Here is a 19252-nt window from a genome sequence, read left to right on the forward strand (position 1 = left end):
CTGCTGCGGAATGGATCAAGTTCCGAGACCGGTCAGATATGCCAGTCCGTCGTATGGGCGGATTGCGCCGAGGTGGCAAGCTGGGTGGTGTGATCGTCCAGCGAATAGGCCTTGATATAGTCGATCTTCATCTCGGATCCGTTCGGGAGTCCATCCGTCGGAGTGCCCGCTACGCCGCCCACTGCGAGATCGACCAGCATGTACATCGGACCATGCATATCGGCCGGCGTATCGGCATGGGCGACGGCGACGTCGTCGAAATACCAGACGATCTGATCCTTGTCCCAGAGCACGCCATAATTATGGAAGCCGTTCGTACTCGGCACTTCCACCGGGATGGACGTCTTCGTGTGCTCGCCGGTGGCATTCGAATGGACTGTGACATTCACCGTGGTGGGGTTCTGCCCGCGCATCTCCACTACATCGAGTTCCGGTGGCCAGGAGCCATCCTCCGGCAGCAGCCAGAAGGCAGGCCAGACGCCCTGATTGTGCGGCATCTCCGCCCGCATTTCGAAATATCCATAGGTCTGCGAGAAGGTGGAGTGGGTGGTCAGAAGCCCGGATGTGTAATCATGGTTCTCGACGATCGATTTCAACGCATCCGGCGTCTGCTTTGCTGTGATCGTCAGAACGCCGTTGGAGACGGAAAACGGGTTTACCGAGGCGGTCGGCGCGTAAGAGGGGTTGATGTACCATTGCAGCTCATCGTTCAGGCTGCTGCCCTTGTCCGGCGCCCAGGAATATTTAGCATCCCAGGTGCCCTGCGTTCCCTCGTGCAGCGAGAGCGTGTTGAAATCATCCGAAAAGGTCTGCGTCAGCGACGATCTGTCAAGCCCGAGCTGAAACTGGTCTTCATGCAGGTCGGAGATGGTCTTGTTGGCGAAGACCAGGCTTTCGCCATTGCCGAGATCGAGCCGGACATTGGCGCCTTCCTGCGTGGAATGGCTGACAACCTGATCGAAGGACGACAGGCCATACTGATTGAGCCTGACCTTGTCGTCATCGCTGAAATCGGTGATGAGATCGCTGCCGTTGCCCTTGCTGATGATGAAGGTATCGGCCCCGCCGCCGCCAATGAGCACATCGTTGCCGCCGCGTCCATCGATGGTCTGGCTGCCGCTGCCGCCGGTGATGATGTTGTCGGCGTCGTTGCCATAGGCATGGCGATTGTCGCCCGTAACGGTAAGATTTTCGACATTGGCGGGCAGCGTGTAATCCATCCAGGTGTTGATGGTATCGACGCCGGCATTGGGGCCTTCAGAGACCCGATTGTTGCTCGAGTAGATATAATAGATGTCGTCGCCTGTGCCGCCCATCAGCGTCACGTTGACGGTGTTGTCGCCCCATATGGAATCATTGCCCGCGGTGCCGTAAAGCACCGGGCCGGAGCCGGTGGCGGAAAAGAAGGCTGTCGACGTGTCGCTATAGTAAAGCGGCTGTCCCAGGGCATTCAAAACTGAATTGGGCATCAGAATCCTCTTCCTTTGTGCCGGACGACCTCCTCCACAGAGCTAATATTTCTCCCCGCTCATATGCATCACATAGCGTGCATTGTTTTTCTGCCCACCCCCGCAGCCAAGTTTTTTTGCCGAGCGTGGCTGCGCCTCATTCCTTCGTAGGTGAAGGGCTTTTGACGCGCCGTGCAATCTGCATGCAGTGGTATTTCTCTCAATAGAATTCAAGTTGAAGTAAATTTTATTGTAGGAATATATAGATATATATTACATGAGGCTTATTAATGTATTTCGTATAATGCGTGAGTTCTTTCCACAGTAAATACGCGACATAATCGTTGAATATGGCCAAAAAGATTCTTAGAGTTACACCAAATGGAGGATGCGTTGGCGTAAAATTGCCAATATGAGATCGCAAGAACTCAGTCGCTGAGGGACGGAAGTTGAGATGCGACATGCGATATTGCGGCGATACGCCAGGTAAGGGGATCGGAGATGGACGAGATAACGCCATTCAAGGTGATAGTGGGCGTCGTGGGGGACTGGTCAACATCGATATATCGGCCGGATAGTGGATTGTGATGGCTGGCAAGGCGACCATCGGCGCTTCAAGTTCAGGCGCGTTGCAGGAGCGTTACGGCGACTGGATCCTTACCATCGTCAATCAGGGTACTGCCGATCTTGCCCGGCTATCTTACGCTATTTCATACACGCTGTATGATCTGCAGACGAACACGCCGGTACTGTCGATTGAACTTACTCCAGGGGGCGGGAGTCTCCGGGGCATGTTGGCTCTACCGCAGGGACTCTATCTGCGGAGCGTCGGGCTACCACCAGGCGGCAAAGCCGCTCCCGGTCTGGCCTCGCCATTCGCCACCGCTTTCCCACGTGGCTGTCTTGTCGAGCTGAACCTAAATAGAGCCATGCTTGCCAGTCTGCGGCGCCGGCGCAATCTCGCTGTGACGTTGGCTGCAGCCGATACCGACCGCGAGGTGAGTTATGTCATCTCGCTTCACGGGTTTACCGAGGCTCTAAACCGGGCGCTCTCCATCGTCGATCCTTACGCAGCAAGAGCAGACACCGGGCCAGGCATGACCCTTCAGTAGGCCGGGTCTGACAGCACGCTCGAATTCTCAAGTCTGGCTTCTCGGGTGATGCTTGCAAGCAATGTCCGGCGCGCCTCGCTAAGATGTGCCGTACACGTCTGGCTGATTTTCTTCTGATCCCTTGAGAGGATCGCGTCGATATAATCCAAATGCTGATATACCGCCGCTTCGTTACGGCTGCGCTCGTCTTTCTTGTTCCATTGATAATGATAGAAGAAAATCAGCGAGATGACGTGATAAAATTCGGTGACGAAGCGGTTGCTGGAAGCGCTGTTGATCAAACGATGCAACTGCTCGTCCAGAAGCGAGAAGCGGTGATAGTCGGTATCGATCGTTTCCAGCAATTTGAGATGCTCGCCCCGCAGTCTGCGCAGTTCGTTCCAGCTCGGATCGCCGTCATCGAGTTCCGCAAAGCGCATGACGGACCGCAGTTCGAAAATTTCGCGGATATCGGAAAGCTCGTTGGCGAATTCCAGCGTCATGCCGCGGAAGACCCATTTGCCGCCGGCCTCGCGCTCCATCAGGCCAAAATGCCGGAAACTCTGCAGAAATTCGCGGATCGTTGTCGACGATACGCCGAATTGCCGTGCGAGCTGAAGCGCGTTGATAGTCTGACCCGGCCCGCTATCGGATTGGAGAATCCATGTCAGGAAGGCGCGTTCGACCATCAATGTCGGCGGGATGGTTTCGGCTTCGCAATAGAGCTCTGATGGTTCTACCTGCCGCAGGACTGCTCCGTCCCTGGAAATCAGGCCGCTCTCCCTAGCCGCAGCAAGGCACTTGCGGACAGTCGTTCGGCTGGTGCCAAGCGTTCGACCGATCTCGCGCTCCGAGCCAAGCGGGTGTCCATGGCCGACCGATTGCACGTGGCGCAGGAATTCGTTGAACTGCCGTTTGAAGAGATTTTCAGAACGCATGCCGCCCAATCTTGCTGGTTTTTTTAACATAAAATACCACTTTAAATCGCTTATCTCAACCGTGTAAATTCAGCGCAAGCAGGCGGTGAACGAGCGCAATCCAGTGTCGAAGTTCGAGGTGAAGATGGTGCTCAAGTTATTCCTGTACGCCATCGGCGTGCGCAAGGGCGAAGCTGCCCTGAAGCCGGTTCGATCTACCGGTCGACATCACCGCCCTGAACTGATCTATGTTTAGTAAACCGGGCGCAAGCGTCCGGTTTACTCCCCAATCCAGGAAAGGTTTCGTCACGTGAAAGCCCTGTTGATCGAAAGTGAAGGCATCAGCCGTTTTACCGATGTCGCTCGCCCGCAGCTTGGGGAAGGCGATGTCCGTATTTCCATCCGCCATGTCGGCATCTGCGGGAGTGATCTCAACACGTTTCGAGGCCTCAATCCCCTGGTGCAATTGCCGCGCATTCCTGGGCACGAGATTGGCGGCGAGATTGTCGAGACCGGGGCGGGTGTTCCGCCGACCTATCGACCCGGGCAGCGCGTTATCGTACTTCCCTATACCAGTTGCGGCACGTGCTCCTCCTGCCGCAAGGGGCGCGTGAATGCCTGCCGCTACAATCGTACGCTCGGTGTCCAGCAGGATGGCGGGCTTGCCGAAGAGATCGTTCTTCCGGCGGAGAAGCTGATCCTCAATGATACCCTTGAGCCGCGCTTTCTCGCCTTGGTCGAGCCGCTGTCGGTAGGCTTCCACGCAGTGGCGCGCGGCCGCATGTCGGCGAGTGATCGCATCGTTGTGCTGGGCTGCGGGATGATCGGCATGGGCGTCGTGATCGGAGCCGTTGCTCGCGGAGCCGAGGTGATTGCCGTCGACCTGAGCCCGGAAAAGACCGCGCTGGCAAAACAGTTCGGAGCCCGTCACACAATCGATGCCGGCACGGAAGATGTCGTTGCGCGCATTGTCGAGCTGACGGATGATCAGGGCGTCGATGTGGCCTTCGAGGCAGTCGGTCTTCCGGAAACTTTTCGTCAGGCCATCGACTTGGCCGGCTTTTGCGGCCGCGTCGTCTACGTCGGCTACGCCAAGGCGCCCGTTAGCTATCAGACGCAAATGTTCAATCTCAAGGAGCTTGATATCATGGGGTCACGCAACGCGACCAAGTCTGATTTCGATGCGGTCATCGCCTATCTGGAGACGATCGGCGATCGTGCCGCTTCCCTTATTTCCAAGGTCATACCCTTTACCGATGCCGAGAGCGCGTTACCCTTTTGGGACAAGAACCGAGACGTTTTGAAGGTCATCGTCGAAAGATGAATATGTAGCAAAGCATGCAATCTCCAGTCGCGCTTCCCGGCTTGTTGGGGAGCGTGCCGGCAGCCGGCGAGGCGGCGGAATGGGCCTCGCGATCGCGCATTGCCTTGTAGTCTCCGCGACTAAGCCAGTGCGCAGGCTGGTCGCGCGTTGCTTCTCAATGAGAAAGCCACCGCGTCGACCTCTGGAGAAAGTCAGGCCGTTGAAGACGCGAGCTGACGTCTGCCCTTTCCTTCGGGGCATTTGTGCGATCCACCCAGCTGGCTGCAGCATAGAAAGAGATTTTCCCATTTCCATACCTTCAGAGATCGCTGTTCCTTTTAATCTACAATTTTTATGGACAATATTTGCATTATCGAAAATGCATGCGATCGTCGGAAGGGATAAGAATGAGTGCGCCTAAACTTGTGGGCATCGCCGGCAGCTTCAACAGGCCATCGAAGACCTATTCACTGGTCCAGACTGTCGCGAATCTGGCAAGCGGGCGATATGGCTTCTCAAGCAGGATCTACGATTTGCATGATGTTGGCCCGTCTCTCGGCGCGGCCCAGCGGCGCGAGGATCTCGACGATCAGGCGAAAGGCGTGATCGATGAAATCGTCTCGGCAGATGCATTGGTTATCGGCTCGCCGACGTTCAAGGGCTCCTATCCCGGGCTGTTCAAGCATCTGATCGACCTTATCGATCCACACGAGCTGCGCGCCAAACCGATCATCATCACGGGGACCGGCGGAGGCGACCGGCATGCGCTGATGGTGGAGCATCAGCTGCGGCCGCTCTTCGGCTTCTTCATGGCACATACCCTGCCAACCGCAGTCTATGCGTCGGATCGTGATTTTACCGATTACAGGGTTTCCTCGGAGCCGCTCGCCAACCGCATCCATGAAGTCGTCGGTGAGCTCTCCGCCTTCTTCCCGCATCCGGTAACGGTGCTTGCCGCGGCCGAATGATGGGCTGAGGACGATTTGCAGCAGCCCCTGGGATTTTATCAATCAAATGGAGGGTTACATGAAATGGAATGTCATTAGCCGCCTGAAGACGATTTTCGCTGGGCGCGCGTTGCGGGACGAGGATGGACGCATCCGGTCCGTCGATCGGCCCGAGCCCGGCGAGCGAGAGCTCTCCGCGCGCGACTACGAGATCTACTATTGGTGTACATCCCCCGCGCCTTGGCATTGAAGGGATGCATTCTTGGTTTCCTGTCGCAAGCTTTGCATTCGATCGCTTTTCCTCGTGAGGCTTCCATGACCAGAATACTGATCGTGCCCGGCCTTTTCGGCTCCGCCGAGGGCCATTGGCAGCGCTATTGGCTGCAGGATCATTCCGACGTTCGGCTCGTCGAGCAGGATGACTGGGACTTTCCCAATCTCGGCAGCTGGATGGAGAAATTGGAAGCCGCGCTGGAAGAGGCCGGAGAAGCCTATGTCGTCGCCCATAGCCTTGGCTGCGTATTGACAGCGAGATTGGCTGGCCGCCAGGCCGCACGAAGGGTCAAAGGCGCGCTGCTCGTAGCGCCCTGCGATATTCCGGTGACGGAAACCCTGCATGCGGGACATCTATCCTTCGGCACCATGCCGACGGACGCGCTGCCTTTCCCAAGCATGACGATCGGGAGCTTGAATGACATCTATATGAGCCTCGACCGGCTCGGCATGTTCGGACGGCTTTGGAATTCGGATGTTCGCAATATCGGCCTTGCCGGGCATATCAACATAGCAAGCGGTTACGGGCGCTGGGCGAGCGGCTATCGCTTTCTGGACATGTTGAAGGCGCGTAGCAGGCATCGCAGGCCGCTAGGGATTTCAGCGGCAATCGCGGCGTCCATTTAAAAGAAGGGCTTTTCATATCCGACATTCGACGCCATTGTGCGACGAATTTTTTTTCTCGTTCCCTGGCTGTCGTAAATGCGCGCCGGGATAGGTTTGGAGGCAAGACAATGAGTTTGCGCATCAACGATATCGCGCCGGATTTTACGGCCGAGACGACACAGGGCGAGATTAAGTTCCATGACTGGATCGGTAACGGCTGGGCCGTGCTCTTCTCGCATCCGAAGAACTTCACGCCGGTCTGCACGACGGAACTCGGCGCAATGGCCGGCCTCGAAGGCGAATTCCGCAAGCGGGGCGTCAAGATCATCGGCATCTCGGTCGATCCGGTCGAGAGCCATGGTCGTTGGAAGAACGATATCAAGACGGCCACCGGTTTCGATGTCGACTATCCGCTGATCGGCGACAAGGACCTCAAGGTCGCCAAGCTCTATGACATGCTGCCGGCAGGCGCCGGCGAAAGCTCGGAAGGCCGCACGCCTGCCGACAATGCCACCGTCCGTTCCGTTTTCGTCATTGGCCCCGATAAGAAGATCAAGCTGATCCTCACCTATCCGATGACGACAGGCCGCAACTTCGGCGAAATCCTGCGTGCGATCGACTCGATCCAGCTGACATCAAAGCATCAGGTCGCAACGCCGGCAAACTGGCAGCAGGGTGAGGACGTCATCATCACCGCCGCTGTCTCCAATGAAGATGCCATTACCCGCTTCGGCTCGTTCGATACGGTCTTGCCCTATCTGCGTAAGACCCGCCAGCCATCAGCCTGATCGGCGTGGTGATTAAGAGTTTTAGCTGACACGATGCGGCCCTGACGGCCGCGTCGCTTTTACAGGTGAACGTTTTCGCGTAAGAAATCCAGCAAGGCGCGTACGCGCGCGGGTAGAGGACCGCCCTGGCCGATATAGACGGCGTGGAATTCCTCGATATCTCCGGGATTGAATTCTTCCAGCACAGGCTGTAGCCGCTTAGCCGCGATATCCGATTTCACGGTGAAGGCGGCAAGCCGTGCCAGGCCGGCACCGGCAAGCGCCAGATGCCGCATGGCTTCGCCGTCGCCCACCTGCAGGCTGCGGGCAGCGGGGATCGTTGCAACCTCGCCATTATCTAGCAAAGGCCAGCCTTCGATCGCTCGGGAATAGCTAAAGCTGATGCGGCAATGTTTTGTCAGTTCGACCGCGGAGCGCGGTATCCCATGCCTGCGCAGATAGTCCGGCGAGGCGACGATCATGTTTCGTGTCGTTCCGAGCTTGCGGGCCGTCAGGCTGGAGCTCTTCAGCGGTCCGGCGCGGATTGCAACATCGGCGCGCTCCTCCATCAGGTCGATGACCCGGTCCGTATGGAAGATCTCGAGCGAGACATTCGGGTGCAACGCCATGAAGCGTGGAACGAGCGGAGCCAGCACATGATTGCCGAAGGAGCCGCTAGTGTTGACGCGGATATGGCCAGCCACCTGCTCTCCCGCCGATGCATGGCGTTCGGCTTCGGCTATATCGGCAAGAATGGCGACGCTGCGCTCGAAGAAGGCGCAGCCCTCGGGTGTGAGCTGCAATCGCCGCGTCGAGCGGTGGATGAGCCGCGCGCCGAGGCGCTTTTCAAGTCTCGTGACGAGTTTGCTGACGGCTGAAGGCGTCATCCGGCAGGCTATGGCTGCAGCGGTGAAGCCGCCGAGTTCCACGGCGCGCACGAAGACTTCCATTTCACCGGAACGGTTGATCTCTTGGCGGCTCATGATGAATTTAAGTCATAAATGAGTTTCTTTTCGGCAATCTATATCATCTCTCTCGCCGCGTCTATCTATCTGAAGAACCAACAGGAGATAGACAATGGAATACAGAAATCTCGGTGCTTCGGGCTTGCGCGTTCCCGTGCTCAGTTTCGGCGCCGGCACCTTTGCCGGCAACGGACCGCTCTTCAGCGCCTGGGGCTCGACGGATGCGACAGAAGCGCGCCGTCTGGTCGACATCTGCCTGGAGGCGGGCGTCAATCTCTTCGACACGGCAGATGTCTATTCGGCAGGCGCATCGGAGGAGGTGCTTGGCCAGGCGATCCGGGGCAGGCGGGATGCTGTGCTGATCTCGACCAAGACAGCACTGCCGATGGGCGATGGACCGGCCGATTGGGGCAGCTCGCGCTCGCGCTTGATCAAATCCGTCGATGCCGCCTTGCAGCGTCTCGGCACCGATTACATCGACCTCTTGCAACTGCACGCTTTCGACGCCTCGACGCCGATCGAAGAAGTGCTCTCCACTCTCGATAACCTCGTGAAGGCAGGAAAGATCCGCTACATCGGCGCTTCCAACTTCGCCGGCTGGGAGTTGATGAAATCGCTCGCGATCGCCGACAAGCACGGCTACGCACGCCATGTCGCCCATCAGGTCTATTATTCGCTCGCCGGCCGCGATTACGAATGGGAACTAATGCCGTTGGGCCACGATCAGAATGTCGGTGCCCTCGTCTGGAGCCCGCTGGCATGGGGCAGGCTGACAGGCAAGATCCGCCGCGGCCAGCCATTACCGGAAAAGAGCCGCTTGCATGAGACAGCGTCATTCGGGCCGCCCGTCGATGACGAGAAGCTGTTCGATATCGTCGATGTGCTGGATGAAATTGCTGTCGAGACCGGGAAGAGTGTCCCGCAAATCGCCCTCAACTGGCTCCTGAGCCGGCCGACGGTCGCAAGCGTCATCATCGGCGCGCGCAACGAAGAGCAGCTGCGGCAGAATCTCGGCGCGGTCGGCTGGATGCTTTCGAAAGAGCAGATCGAAAGGCTGGATAAGGTCAGTGAGATGACGGTTCCCTATCCCTATTTTCCCTATCGGCGTCAGGAAGGCTTTGCGAGACTCAACCCGCCGCTCGTTTGACACGACAGGCGATCCCAATGACGGCGGCGAAGCAGGCAAATGCTCCGCCGCCGGATGAAACTTAACGGCCACCCTCGATCTTGCGATGGCGCTGGTTCCGGCCGCTTTCGCCATAAGGATAGGCGGCGGGTTGCGGCGCGCTGATCTCGTTAAGCCGATCCATCTCCGCCTCCGTAAGTTTCAGCTTGGCGGCGCCGAGATTGTCGGCAAGCTGCTCACGCGTACGGGCGCCGAGGATGACTGAAGTCACGGCTGGGCGCGCGGCCGTCCAGGCAAGTGCCACCTGCGCCATGGTCACATCTCGTGCCTTGGCGATCTCCTCGACGGCAGCGATGATTGCCCAGGTCCGCTCCTGCGCATTGCGCGGCGCAAAGGATTCGCTGCCGCGATTGGGGTTTTCGCCAAGCCTTGTGGCGCCGGTCGGCATTTCGTCGCGCTTGTATTTGCCGGTCAGCCAGCCACCGCCGAGCGGCGACCATGGCAGCAGGCCCATCCCGGCATCCAAGCAGGCGTCGACGATTTCAAGCTCGATGTCTCGGACAAGCAGATTGTATTGCGGCTGCAGCGTCACCGGCCGCGTATAGCCCTGCGCCTTGGCAATCTCGGCGGCCTTGGCGATGTGCCAGCCGACATAGTTGGAGAAGCCGTAATAGCCGATCTTGCCGGCACGCACGGCGTCATCCAGAAATCGCAATGTCTCCTCGATTGGCGTTAAAGCGTCCCAGGCATGCATCTGATAGAGATCGATATGGTCGACGCCGAGACGGCGCAGCGAATCGTTCAGCGCCTGGCCGAGATGGCGGCGCGACAGACCGATATCGTTCGGTCCGTTGCCCATCGGAAAGCGGCCCTTGGTGGCGATAACGGCCTGACGTGCTTCTGTCGGACGCGCCTTCAGCCAACGGCCAATGATCTCCTCTGACTTGCCAGCACTGTAGACATCGGCGGTATCGATGAAGTTGCCGCCCCATGCGAAATAATCGTCGAGAAGCCTGTGCGACGCGGCTTCGTCTGCTTCCGCGCCGAAAGTCATGGTGCCAAGGCAATAGGCCGTGACGACGGCCCCGCTTGGGCCGAGCTTACGATAATCCATTCCTGCCTCCTCTGAACGAAGCGCCGGCGCCCGATCGGCAAAGCTGTCGGGAAAGCCGCAGGCTCCGTGATCCATAGCAATGTGGCGCTTGAGACGGCCTCCACCGTCGATGGGGTTCGACGCTCGGCGTTTGACCGCCTTAGCCGCGAGAGGAGCATAACCAATCATCCCATGATTACCAAGCGCATTCATTGCCTGAGGGGCCTGCCTTGCGTAAAATTCTCCGTGATGATTCTTCTCTCGCCGAATGCCCCCTTCATGGATGAAACGCCGACAAGCCGCATGCTTTCCTGGGCACGCAACTCCACCATCTATCGTCTCGAGCGCCGGATGATGACCGAGAAGCAGTTGTTCGATGCGATTTCCAAGAAAGCGAAGCAGAAATTCGAGGATATCAGCGGCGCACAGATCAAGGCGCTCGCCGACTTCGCCGTCAAATTCGCCTATGAACTGAAGGTGCTCGATGACGTCGCTTTTGCTGAGATCAGCACGCGCTCTGCGGTCCGTTCCGGCAAATCGAAGAAAGCCATTGCCTTCAAGCTCGCATCCAAGGGCATCAATGGTGAAACGGTTGTCGCGGCCGTGGAGGAGGTCGATGATCTCCGTTCGGCCGTCATTTTTGCCAGGAAGCGCGGTTTCGGACCTTTCCGGCGCGGTGAACTGGATGAGAAGCGCAAGGCAAAGGAATTGGCTGCCTTCGCGCGCAACGGTTTCAGCTTCTCCATCGGAAGAAGAGTCTTCGAGATGGAACGAGAGGATGCCGAGGAAGTGCTTGAATCAAACCCTGCATTTTGAAGAGCGATGCTCGTTGAAATAGACGGGACCAATGGATAGCTTCGCGGCGCTTGAGGCCGTGGATGTGAGGACGTTGGTGACCGTAAATTTTCGATTGCTCGCTATGGCTATGTCCATCGCTTTGTTGCCGATAGCGGCCCATGCCGATTGGCAAGCGGTCGAGACGACCAAGACCTATGCGATTACGGGAACATCGGGGCGCGAGCTCTACGATTCCATCGGCGAGCGCGGCCCCTTGCTCGGACCCAAAGTGAGGGCGATTGCGCATACGGACTTCAAGCTGACCTGGACGCGGAAATATGAGCCGCAGCCGGACGGCGCCTGTACGATCACCGTCAATATACCGAAGCTGATTATCACTTACACATTGCCGAAGCCTTCGGCGCAATTGCCGGCGTCGACCCGCAAAAGCTGGCAGACATTCATCGCCGGGGTCGAAGCGCATGAGCGCGTGCATGGCGGCTTCATCAAGGACATGGTGAAGGAAATCGAAGCCATGAGCGTCGGTTTCTCCGTGCCCGACGACCCGAAATGCAGCAAGATCCGTGTGGAATTGACGAAGCGGCTTGGCGAGATTTCCAATAAGGAGCGGCAGAAAAACAGCGAGTTCGATAAAGTCGAATTCAGCGATGGCGGCAATCTCCAGCAACTCGTTTTGAAGCTTGTCAGGGAAGAGTAATGGCAAGCAGCGCAGCCGGCCGAATGCTTCCGGCTGCGCCCGCTCGAAAATGGATCAGCGGCCCTTCTGTTTCCGCCATTCGGCGAATTTGAGTTTCGGCGCGTCGCTGGTCGCCGGATAAAGGCCGATGATAGTGGCGCCGTTCATCACCTCTTCGGTGACGAAATCCTCGTAGGCCGTCATTTCCACGGTCTCAGTGGCAATCTCATCAGCGAGATGTGCCGGAATGACGATGACGCCCTCATTGTCACCGACGAGAACGTCATCGGGGAAAACCGCGACGTCGCCGCAGCCAATCGGGCCGTTGATTTCGATGGCTTGATGCAGGGTCAGGTTCGTCGGCGCAGACGGGCGGTGATGATAGGAGGGAATATCGAGCGCGGCGATCTCCGGGCTGTCGCGGAAACCGCCATCGGTAACGACGCCGGCCACGCCACGCACCTGCAGCCGCGAGATGAGAATGGAGCCGGCGGAGGCGGCACGTGCATCCTTGCGGCTATCCATGACCAGCACGAAGCCGGGCGGGCATTGCTCGACGGCGGCCCGCTGCGGATGTTCCGGGTTGCGGAAGACTTCCAGCGTATTCAGGTCTTCGCGCGCCGGAATATAGCGCAGCGTGAAAGCCTGGCCGACCATGTTCGCCTTCTTCGGCGAGAGCGGGCGCACATCCTGAATGAACTGGTTGCGCAGGCCGCGCCGAAAAAGCGCGGTGGCGATCGTCGGTGTTGCGACGCCCATCAGCTTGTCGCGCGTCTCTTTGCTCAGCACATAATTGCTCATGCGATATATCCTTTATGATCAATAGATGTCTGGTTCGCCCGGCGTCGGGCCGAAGCTGTTTTCCAGGAAATCGAAGTCGCAGCCGGTATCGGCCTGGGCCACATGGCGCGAGAACATCCAGCCATAGCCGCGGCCGAATTTTTCCGTAGGCTTGACCCATGCGTCGCGGCGGCGCTGCAGCTCGTCCTCGTCGACCAGCATGTCGATGCGCCGCGCCTCCAGATCGAGGCTGACGATATCGCCATTGCGCAGCAGCGCCAGCGGCCCCCCGACATGGGACTCGGGTGAGACGTGCAGAATGCAGGCGCCGTAGCTGGTGCCGCTCATGCGGGCGTCAGAAAGGCGCAGCATATCCCTGTGGCCCTTCTTCAGGAGCGCCTTCGGGATCGGCAGCATACCCCATTCCGGCATGCCGGGGCCGCCCTGCGGACCAGCACCGCGTAGCACCATGACGTGATCAGGCGTGATGTCGAGATTTTCATCGTCAACCGCCGCCTTCATCTCCGGATAGCTGTCGAAGACGAGCGCCGGACCCTGGTGCTTGTGAAAGCGCGGATCGCAGGCGGCGGGCTTGATGACGGCACCGGTGGGCGCAAGATTGCCCTTCAGCACCGCAAGCGACCCCTCATGATAGACCGGATTGTCGAGCGAGCGGATGACATCGTCATTGTAGCATTTCGCGCCTTCGAGCGTTTCGCCGAGGGTAACGCCGGAGACGGTGAGCGCCGAGAGGTCGAGCTTCGAGGAGAGCTTCGCCATCAGGGCGCGCAGGCCGCCGGCATAATAGAAATCCTCCATCAGATAGGTCTTGCCGGTCGGCCTGATATTGGCGAGCACCGGTGTCGTGCGTCCGGCCTTGTCGAGATCTTCGAGCGAGAGATTGATGCCGGCGCGCCGCGCCATCGCGATCAGATGCACGACGGCATTGGTGGAACAGCCCGTCGCCATCGCGACAGCGACGGCATTGTTGACCGCGGCCTGCGTGACGATTTTCGAGGGAACGAGATCTTCCCACACCATCTCGACGATCCGCCGACCGACAGCTGATGACATGCGGATATGATTGGCATCTGGGGCGGGTATCGAGCTTGCACCCGGCAGCGTCAGGCCCAGTGCCTCGGCGATTGCCGTCATCGTGCTTGCCGTGCCCATGGTCATGCAGTGACCATAGGAGCGGGCGATGCCGGCTTCAACATCGACCCATTCCTTCTCCGAAATGGTGCCGGCGCGGCGCTCGTCCCAGAACTTCCAGGCATCGGAACCAGAGCCCAGATATTCGCCGCGGTAATTGCCGCGCAGCATCGGGCCGGCCGGCAGGTAGATCATCGGCAGGCCCATGGAGAGCGCGCCCATGACGAGGCCAGGTGTGGTCTTGTCGCAGCCGCCCATCAACACGGCGCCATCGACCGGGTGCGAGCGCAAAAGCTCTTCGGCCTCCATCGCGAGCATGTTGCGATAGAGCATAGTCGTTGGCTTGACGTAGCTTTCCGACAGCGACAGCGCCGGCAGCTCCAGCGGAAAGCCGCCGGCCTGCAAGATGCCGCGCTTCACGTCCTCGACGCGATGCTTGAAATGCGCATGGCACGGATTGGCATCGGACCAGGTGTTGAGGATGGCGATGACGGGCTTATCCGTCCATTCCTCGGGCGCATAGCCCATCTGCATGGTCCGTGAGCGATGTCCCGAACTTCTGAGATCATCAGGCGCGAACCATCGGGCACTGCGCAAGTCCTGGGGATTCTTCCTGCTATTCATCGTATTTGCGCCTTGTATTCGAATGTTGGTGGAAGGGATAATCCGTGCGCCGCCTCATTCTTTCATGCCCCATTTCAGCAAGGTGCGGCGTTCGATCGTCTGGAAGACCAGGTTTTCGACAATAAGCCCGATGACGATCACAGTCAGCAGGCCCGCAAAGACCGAGGGAATGTCGAGAAGATTGCGGTTTTCGAAGATGAACCAGCCAAGCCCGCCCTGGCCGGAGGAGACGCCGAAGACGAGTTCGGCGGCGATCAAGGTGCGCCAGGAAAAGGCCCAGCCGATCTTCAACCCCGTGAGGATCGACGGGAACGCGGCGGGGATCAGGATGCGGAATACATAGGAAAGCCCCGTCAGCCCGTAATTGGCGCCCACCATGCGCAAGGTGCGCGAGACGCCGAGGAAGCCGGCATGTGTGTTCAGAGCGACGGCCCAGAGCACGGAATGTATGAGTACGAAGACGAGGCTTGCTGGACCGAGTCCGAACCAGATAAGCGCGAGTGGCAAAAGCGAGATGGCCGGCAGCGGATTGAACATCGCCGTCATGGTTTCGAGGAAATCGGTGCCGATGCGGGTGTTGATCGCAACGACCGTCAGCACGGCGGCAAGTACCGTTCCCGAGATGTAACCGGTCACCAATATCTTCAGCGTGGTCCAGATGCGAGCCGGCAGGACGCCATCGGCGAACCGGTCATAAAGCGCGGTCAGCGTGTCGCTCAGCGTCGGGAATAGCAGCGGATTGTCGAGATGCCGGGCATAGGCCTCCCATATGACGGCGAGGATAACGATCAGCAATGATTTGCGGAACAGGCCGGACTGCCAGAGGAGTTCCATCATGCCGAGCTTCTGCTCGACGGCTGCGATAGGGTCGGCGGCTTCTGCGGCCTGCGGGGCAAGGATAATCTGCGGTGCGCTCATGGCTTACTCCCTGTGGCCCTGCTCGGCAAACAGCATGTGATGAATTTCCTGCTCCAGTTTGGCGGCGGCAGCGGGATCGTCACGGACGGCTTCCACATCGCGCACCTCGGCCTTAACGCGGCCGGGATGCGGCGACAGCAGCAGGATGCGGTTGGAGATCTTGATCGCCTCGGCGATCGAGTGGGTGACGAAGATGACGGTGAAGCGCGTATCTTCCCAGAGCTGTAGGAGTTCGTCCTGCATCTGTCGGCGGGTGAGGGCATCAAGTGCGGCGAAAGGCTCGTCCATCAAGAGGATATCGGGCTGCATCGCCATGCCGCGGGCAATTGCGACACGCTGTTTCATGCCGCCTGACAGCATGTGCGGATAGGTGTCGACCGCGCGTGTGAGCTTGACCTTGTCGATGTAGTCGCGGGCGATGGCCTCGGCTTCGCCGCGCGGCAGGCGACGAGCCGTCGTCAGCGGAAACATGACGTTTTCCAGCACCGTCTTCCAGGGCAGCAGCTGATCGAATTCCTGGAAGACCATCATGCGGTCGGCGCCTGGCTTCTTGACCGGTTGCCCCTTGATCTCAATCCGGCCCGTGGTCGGTGTCATGTAGCCGCCGATGGCCTTCAGCAGCGTCGATTTTCCGCAACCCGAGGGACCAAGGAGGACGAAGCGGTCAGACTGGGCAACCGAGAAGCTGACGTTTTCCGTCGCGGTGATCAGCAGGTTCGGCGTCTTGTAGCGAAGCGTTACCCTGTCGACATTCAGAAGCGGTTTTACGGTCATTGTTTCCGTTACCGGTATGTCGGCGTGCGTTTTTGCCTGAAGCATGAGCCTTCTCCGAGGGATGGCTTGAAGGCGGCATTCGCGCCGCCAACAGGCGTCAGTTGCCATTGAGATCGGCTGCTTCCGGCAGGTAATAGTCGGTCCAGGCCTTGGGCATCGTCTTCAGAGTGCCGATCTTGTAGAGGTGGGTCGCAAACTTCATGGTTCCCTGGGGATCCATGCGGAACTCCATCATGTGCGGCTCGTTCAGGACCGCCACGAGATCTTCGACGCTGGTTTTGTCGCCGCTGACGGTCTTGTAGGCTTCCACGGCCGATTTCGGATCCTGCTTGATGAAATCGATGGCCTCAGCCGTCGCCTCGCGCACGGCCTTGATGATGGTTGGATTGGCGGTTGCGAACTGCGTCGTAGTGAAGAAGGTGCCCTGGGTCAGTTCGCCGCCGATGATATCGCGGGAATCGATGACCTTGTGAACGCCCGGCTGCTTCAGCTCGAGATATTGGAAGGGCGGGGCGGAGAAGTGGTTCTTGACCTCATGGGTCTGGTTGGCAAGCGCTGCCATCGCATCGGGATGGCCAAGCTGCACCGTGTTGGTATCGAACTTGTGCACCTGATCGTCGCCATACATTTGCGCGGCGGCTATCTGCAGCAGGATTGCCTGCGTGGAGACGCCGACCGTCGGCACGGCGATCTTGTCGCCCGGCTGAATATCCTTCAGCGACTGAATCCGCGGGTCGCGCGAAACCATGATGACGGGTTGGGCCGAATTGGTGACGATACCCTTCACCTTGCCTCGGGTGCGGTCCCAAAGCAGCAGCAGATTGCCGGTGCCGGTATTGACGATATCGACGTTGCCGGAGAGCAGCGCGTCAGTCTGCGCGCCACCGCCACTGAAGGTGCGCCATTCAACCTTGACGCCCTGAAGGCCATCAGCGGCGGCATGCTTCTCAATCAGCTTCTGCGTCTCCATTACATGGCTGGCGAGATAAAGAATGCCCGGCTGACGCGTGATCGAAATATCGGTCTTTTCGGCCGCACCGGCTGAAAAGGTGCCGGCAATCACCACGCCGATCGCGGTCAAACAGCGAAGAAATCCTCTCATTTGCTCCTCCCAATTGATCCAACCCTTTGAGAAAGAGGTTGGCGTCGGTTCACTAAAGCACTAATGTATCAGTGCATCAAGCCCCGAACTGTGTTTAATGAGCAGATGCTCTTGATCAGAAAGGCCGCCAGTGAAGCTCAATCCGAAGGAATTCGCACTTGATCGCTCCCGTCAGGTGGGACCTCAGATCCTGGAGATCCTGCGATCGCGCATTCTTTCGATGAGCCTGCCGCCAACGACGGTCCTGTCGCGCATCTCGCTGCAAAGCGAATTCAATGTCAGCCAGACCCCCGTGCGCGATGCTCTGATCCGGCTCGAGGAGGAGGGGTTGGTGGAGGTCTATCCGCAATATGCGACCGTCGTTTCGAGGATCGATATCCGCAACGCTATCGAGGCGCATTTTCTGCGATTGTCGATCGAGCTTGAAGCCGTTCGACGGCTGACGCTGGATTCACCCGATGAAACGGCAGCGTCTCTGGAGGCCGTTCTGGTGCGTCAGAAACATGTCATGTCGCCTGAGACCTACGATCTTTTCGATTCTCTCGATAAGGATTTTCATCGGGTGCTTTACGAGAGAGCAGATATCCTCGGCCTCTGGTCGACCGTCCGGCGCCAGGGGGTGCACATCGACCGACTGCGCATGCTGAACCTGCCGATGCCTGGCAAGCTGGAGCAGATCATCGTCGATCATCAGTCGGTTGTCGACGCTGTCCGTTCCGGCGATGCGGAGACCGCCGTCGTCGCCCTGCGCAAGCATCTCTCCGGCACCCTGTCGATCATCGATCTCATCTGCGAACAATATCCGGACTATGTGAGCCGCTAGCCTATTGGCTTCCGCACCTACGTGAGATGTGGAGCGTGCCAGCACCCGCATTGGCTTGCGCGTTGCTTCATGCGACAAAGTTACAGGGAAACAAATCATGGAGTTCGCTTGACCATCGGGCTTGCGCATGCGGAGCTGATCGCGGTTCTGACGGCCGTTACGGGCAGTGATCCCAGGGTGATGACGGTGCGGTCGGGCGATGCCTTGCCGTCCGGTCCGTTTGAGCTCGGACATCGCACCTTGCAGAGCGGATTGCGCGAATGGGTTCAGGATCAGACCGCCCATCCCGTCGGCTATCTGGAGCAGCTTTATACGTTTGCCGATCGCGATCGAAACAATGACATTCTCGGCGGTCGCACGATTTCGATCAGCTATCTCGGGCTCGTGCGCGAACAGGCTGCCCCCGGCGGCGGGATGCCGGGCTGGCATGGCTGGTACGAATATCTCCCTTGGGAGGATCACCGAAACGGTTCTCCAGCTATTCTCGACGATATCGCCGCCCGGCTTGCGCCATGGATCGAGGAGGATGCGATGCGCCGCGATCAGCGCCGACGGCGCGCCGATTTCGACTTCGGGCTGAATGGTGCGGCATGGAACGAGGATCTCGTCCTGCAGCGCTATGAATTGCTCTATGAGGCGCGTCTCGTCGCCGAGGCGGGCTGCGATCTCAAGCACAATTTTGGCCGATCGATGTTTGCCGATCATCGCCGCATCCTTGCGACCGGCATGGCGCGGCTTAGGGCCAAGATCAAATATCGGCCCGTCGTCTTCGAACTCATGCCGGAAAACTTCACGTTGCTGCAATTGCAGAAAACCGTCGAGGCGCTGGCCGGCCTTACGCTCCACAAGCAAAATTTCCGCCGGCTGATCGAGCAGCAGGAACTTGTGGAGGAAACGGGCGGCACCGAAAGCGAGACCGGCGGCCGTCCAGCCAAGCTCTTCCGCTTCCGCCGCGCAGTCCTCGAAGAACGCGAATTCGCCGGAACGAAATTACCGCTCTCCCGCAATTGACATATGCTCATATTGAGAATATCTATTTGCTCATGATATGCTCAACATGAGTATAATA

At 58.7% G+C, this 19252-nt stretch carries 20 protein-coding genes; 11 read left to right on the top strand and 9 right to left on the bottom strand.

What is annotated here, in order from left to right:
• Nucleotides 1-32 precede the first annotated feature (32 nt).
• On the bottom strand, nt 33-1469 hold the full coding sequence (locus FHT73_RS14100; RefSeq protein WP_183712340.1) for a family 16 glycosylhydrolase: 1437 nt from the start codon (nt 1467-1469) through the stop codon (nt 33-35).
• A 566-nt stretch (nt 1470-2035) separates the two neighbouring features.
• Between FHT73_RS14100 and FHT73_RS14105 the strand changes: the two genes are divergently transcribed.
• Nucleotides 2036-2560 carry an invasion associated locus B family protein gene (locus FHT73_RS14105; protein ID WP_112603415.1) on the top strand — a complete coding sequence of 175 codons (525 nt, stop codon included), beginning with the start codon at nt 2036-2038 and terminating at the stop codon, nt 2558-2560.
• Here FHT73_RS14105 and FHT73_RS14110 read toward each other — a convergent pair.
• On the bottom strand, nt 2554-3477 hold the full coding sequence (locus tag FHT73_RS14110; RefSeq protein WP_112603417.1) for a GntR family transcriptional regulator: 924 nt from the start codon (nt 3475-3477) through the stop codon (nt 2554-2556). The two genes, FHT73_RS14105 and FHT73_RS14110, sit on opposite strands and share 7 nt — an antisense overlap.
• Nucleotides 3478-3766: 289 nt before the next feature.
• Between FHT73_RS14110 and FHT73_RS14115 the strand changes: the two genes are divergently transcribed.
• The 5 genes from FHT73_RS14115 to FHT73_RS14135 all read left to right on the top strand — a co-directional run bounded on the left by FHT73_RS14115 (nt 3767) and on the right by FHT73_RS14135 (nt 7373).
• A complete protein-coding gene (locus FHT73_RS14115; protein WP_183712342.1) occupies nt 3767-4780 on the top strand; it encodes a zinc-binding alcohol dehydrogenase family protein in 1014 nt (337 codons plus the stop codon).
• Between the two features lie 386 nt (nt 4781-5166).
• Nucleotides 5167-5727, top strand: a complete 561-nt coding sequence (msuE, locus tag FHT73_RS14120) for an FMN reductase (RefSeq protein ID WP_183712344.1) — start codon at nt 5167-5169, stop codon at nt 5725-5727.
• Nucleotides 5728-5785: 58 nt separating this feature from the next.
• Nucleotides 5786-5956: a hypothetical protein gene (locus tag FHT73_RS14125; protein ID WP_154660809.1), complete on the top strand. Its 171-nt coding sequence runs from the start codon at nt 5786-5788 to the stop codon at nt 5954-5956.
• Between the two features lie 65 nt (nt 5957-6021).
• Nucleotides 6022-6606, top strand: a complete 585-nt coding sequence (locus FHT73_RS14130; RefSeq protein WP_183712346.1) for an alpha/beta hydrolase — start codon at nt 6022-6024, stop codon at nt 6604-6606.
• A gap of 107 nt (nt 6607-6713) precedes the next feature.
• Complete coding sequence (locus tag FHT73_RS14135) at nt 6714-7373, top strand: peroxiredoxin (protein WP_069614590.1); 660 nt, start codon at nt 6714-6716, stop codon at nt 7371-7373.
• Between the two features lie 59 nt (nt 7374-7432).
• Here the strand turns inward: FHT73_RS14135 and FHT73_RS14140 are convergent, their stop codons facing one another.
• A complete protein-coding gene (locus tag FHT73_RS14140; RefSeq protein ID WP_183712348.1) occupies nt 7433-8335 on the bottom strand; it encodes a LysR family transcriptional regulator in 903 nt (300 codons plus the stop codon).
• Nucleotides 8336-8429: 94 nt separating this feature from the next.
• Between FHT73_RS14140 and FHT73_RS14145 the strand changes: the two genes are divergently transcribed.
• On the top strand, nt 8430-9464 hold the full coding sequence (locus FHT73_RS14145; protein ID WP_183712350.1) for an aldo/keto reductase: 1035 nt from the start codon (nt 8430-8432) through the stop codon (nt 9462-9464).
• A gap of 61 nt (nt 9465-9525) precedes the next feature.
• Here FHT73_RS14145 and FHT73_RS14150 read toward each other — a convergent pair whose 3' ends face one another.
• Nucleotides 9526-10557, bottom strand: a complete 1032-nt coding sequence (locus tag FHT73_RS14150; protein WP_183712352.1) for an aldo/keto reductase — start codon at nt 10555-10557, stop codon at nt 9526-9528.
• A 258-nt stretch (nt 10558-10815) separates the two neighbouring features.
• Here FHT73_RS14150 and recX point away from each other — a divergent pair, with 258 nt between their 5' ends.
• Nucleotides 10816-11352 carry a recombination regulator RecX gene (gene recX, locus FHT73_RS14155; RefSeq protein ID WP_112336906.1) on the top strand — a complete coding sequence of 179 codons (537 nt, stop codon included), beginning with the start codon at nt 10816-10818 and terminating at the stop codon, nt 11350-11352.
• A 103-nt stretch (nt 11353-11455) separates the two neighbouring features.
• On the top strand, nt 11456-12031 hold the full coding sequence (locus FHT73_RS14160; protein WP_183712354.1) for a DUF922 domain-containing protein: 576 nt from the start codon (nt 11456-11458) through the stop codon (nt 12029-12031).
• A 54-nt stretch (nt 12032-12085) separates the two neighbouring features.
• Here the strand turns inward: FHT73_RS14160 and FHT73_RS14165 are convergent, their stop codons facing one another.
• From FHT73_RS14165 to FHT73_RS14185, 5 genes are read right to left on the bottom strand one after another with little or no spacing between them, the layout of a single operon-like run.
• Nucleotides 12086-12811, bottom strand: a complete 726-nt coding sequence (locus FHT73_RS14165) for a ribonuclease activity regulator RraA (protein WP_183712356.1) — start codon at nt 12809-12811, stop codon at nt 12086-12088.
• Between the two features lie 18 nt (nt 12812-12829).
• Nucleotides 12830-14566 carry an L-arabinonate dehydratase gene (gene araD, locus FHT73_RS14170; RefSeq protein WP_183712358.1) on the bottom strand — a complete coding sequence of 579 codons (1737 nt, stop codon included), beginning with the start codon at nt 14564-14566 and terminating at the stop codon, nt 12830-12832.
• A gap of 54 nt (nt 14567-14620) precedes the next feature.
• On the bottom strand, nt 14621-15484 hold the full coding sequence (locus FHT73_RS14175; protein ID WP_183712360.1) for an ABC transporter permease: 864 nt from the start codon (nt 15482-15484) through the stop codon (nt 14621-14623).
• 3 nt (nt 15485-15487) lie between these two features.
• Complete coding sequence (locus FHT73_RS14180; protein ID WP_183712362.1) at nt 15488-16303, bottom strand: ABC transporter ATP-binding protein; 816 nt, start codon at nt 16301-16303, stop codon at nt 15488-15490.
• A gap of 52 nt (nt 16304-16355) precedes the next feature.
• Nucleotides 16356-17360, bottom strand: a complete 1005-nt coding sequence (locus FHT73_RS14185) for an ABC transporter substrate-binding protein (protein ID WP_183712363.1) — start codon at nt 17358-17360, stop codon at nt 16356-16358.
• Between the two features lie 130 nt (nt 17361-17490).
• On the opposite strand from FHT73_RS14185, the gene FHT73_RS14190 reads away from it, so the two are divergent.
• Complete coding sequence (locus tag FHT73_RS14190) at nt 17491-18183, top strand: GntR family transcriptional regulator (RefSeq protein ID WP_112410861.1); 693 nt, start codon at nt 17491-17493, stop codon at nt 18181-18183.
• Nucleotides 18184-18291: 108 nt separating this feature from the next.
• Entirely contained in the window at nt 18292-19194 is a 903-nt protein-coding gene (locus FHT73_RS14195; RefSeq protein ID WP_183712365.1) for a hypothetical protein, read from the top strand.
• Nucleotides 19195-19252 lie beyond the last annotated feature (58 nt).

The sequence above is a fragment of the Rhizobium sp. BK098 genome (assembly GCF_014193155.1).
Lineage (GTDB): Bacteria > Pseudomonadota > Alphaproteobacteria > Rhizobiales > Rhizobiaceae > Rhizobium.

Bases quoted from the DNA above. Each gene is read 5' to 3' on its own strand.
- FHT73_RS14100 (WP_183712340.1), bottom strand. From the start codon at position 1,469: ATGCCCAATTCAGTTTTGAATGCCCTGGGACAGCCGCTTTACTATAGC.
- FHT73_RS14105 (WP_112603415.1), top strand. From the start codon at position 2,036: ATGGCTGGCAAGGCGACCATCGGCGCTTCAAGTTCAGGCGCGTTGCAG.
- FHT73_RS14110 (WP_112603417.1), bottom strand. From the start codon at position 3,477: ATGCGTTCTGAAAATCTCTTCAAACGGCAGTTCAACGAATTCCTGCGC.
- msuE (WP_183712344.1), top strand. From the start codon at position 5,167: ATGAGTGCGCCTAAACTTGTGGGCATCGCCGGCAGCTTCAACAGGCCA.
- FHT73_RS14125 (WP_154660809.1), top strand. From the start codon at position 5,786: ATGAAATGGAATGTCATTAGCCGCCTGAAGACGATTTTCGCTGGGCGC.
- FHT73_RS14130 (WP_183712346.1), top strand. From the start codon at position 6,022: ATGACCAGAATACTGATCGTGCCCGGCCTTTTCGGCTCCGCCGAGGGC.
- FHT73_RS14135 (WP_069614590.1), top strand. From the start codon at position 6,714: ATGAGTTTGCGCATCAACGATATCGCGCCGGATTTTACGGCCGAGACG.
- FHT73_RS14140 (WP_183712348.1), bottom strand. From the start codon at position 8,335: ATGAGCCGCCAAGAGATCAACCGTTCCGGTGAAATGGAAGTCTTCGTG.
- FHT73_RS14145 (WP_183712350.1), top strand. From the start codon at position 8,430: ATGGAATACAGAAATCTCGGTGCTTCGGGCTTGCGCGTTCCCGTGCTC.
- FHT73_RS14150 (WP_183712352.1), bottom strand. From the start codon at position 10,557: ATGGATTATCGTAAGCTCGGCCCAAGCGGGGCCGTCGTCACGGCCTAT.
- recX (WP_112336906.1), top strand. From the start codon at position 10,816: ATGGATGAAACGCCGACAAGCCGCATGCTTTCCTGGGCACGCAACTCC.
- FHT73_RS14160 (WP_183712354.1), top strand. From the start codon at position 11,456: ATGGCTATGTCCATCGCTTTGTTGCCGATAGCGGCCCATGCCGATTGG.
- FHT73_RS14165 (WP_183712356.1), bottom strand. From the start codon at position 12,811: ATGAGCAATTATGTGCTGAGCAAAGAGACGCGCGACAAGCTGATGGGC.
- araD (WP_183712358.1), bottom strand. From the start codon at position 14,566: ATGAATAGCAGGAAGAATCCCCAGGACTTGCGCAGTGCCCGATGGTTC.
- FHT73_RS14175 (WP_183712360.1), bottom strand. From the start codon at position 15,484: ATGAGCGCACCGCAGATTATCCTTGCCCCGCAGGCCGCAGAAGCCGCC.
- FHT73_RS14180 (WP_183712362.1), bottom strand. From the start codon at position 16,303: ATGCTTCAGGCAAAAACGCACGCCGACATACCGGTAACGGAAACAATG.
- FHT73_RS14185 (WP_183712363.1), bottom strand. From the start codon at position 17,360: ATGAGAGGATTTCTTCGCTGTTTGACCGCGATCGGCGTGGTGATTGCC.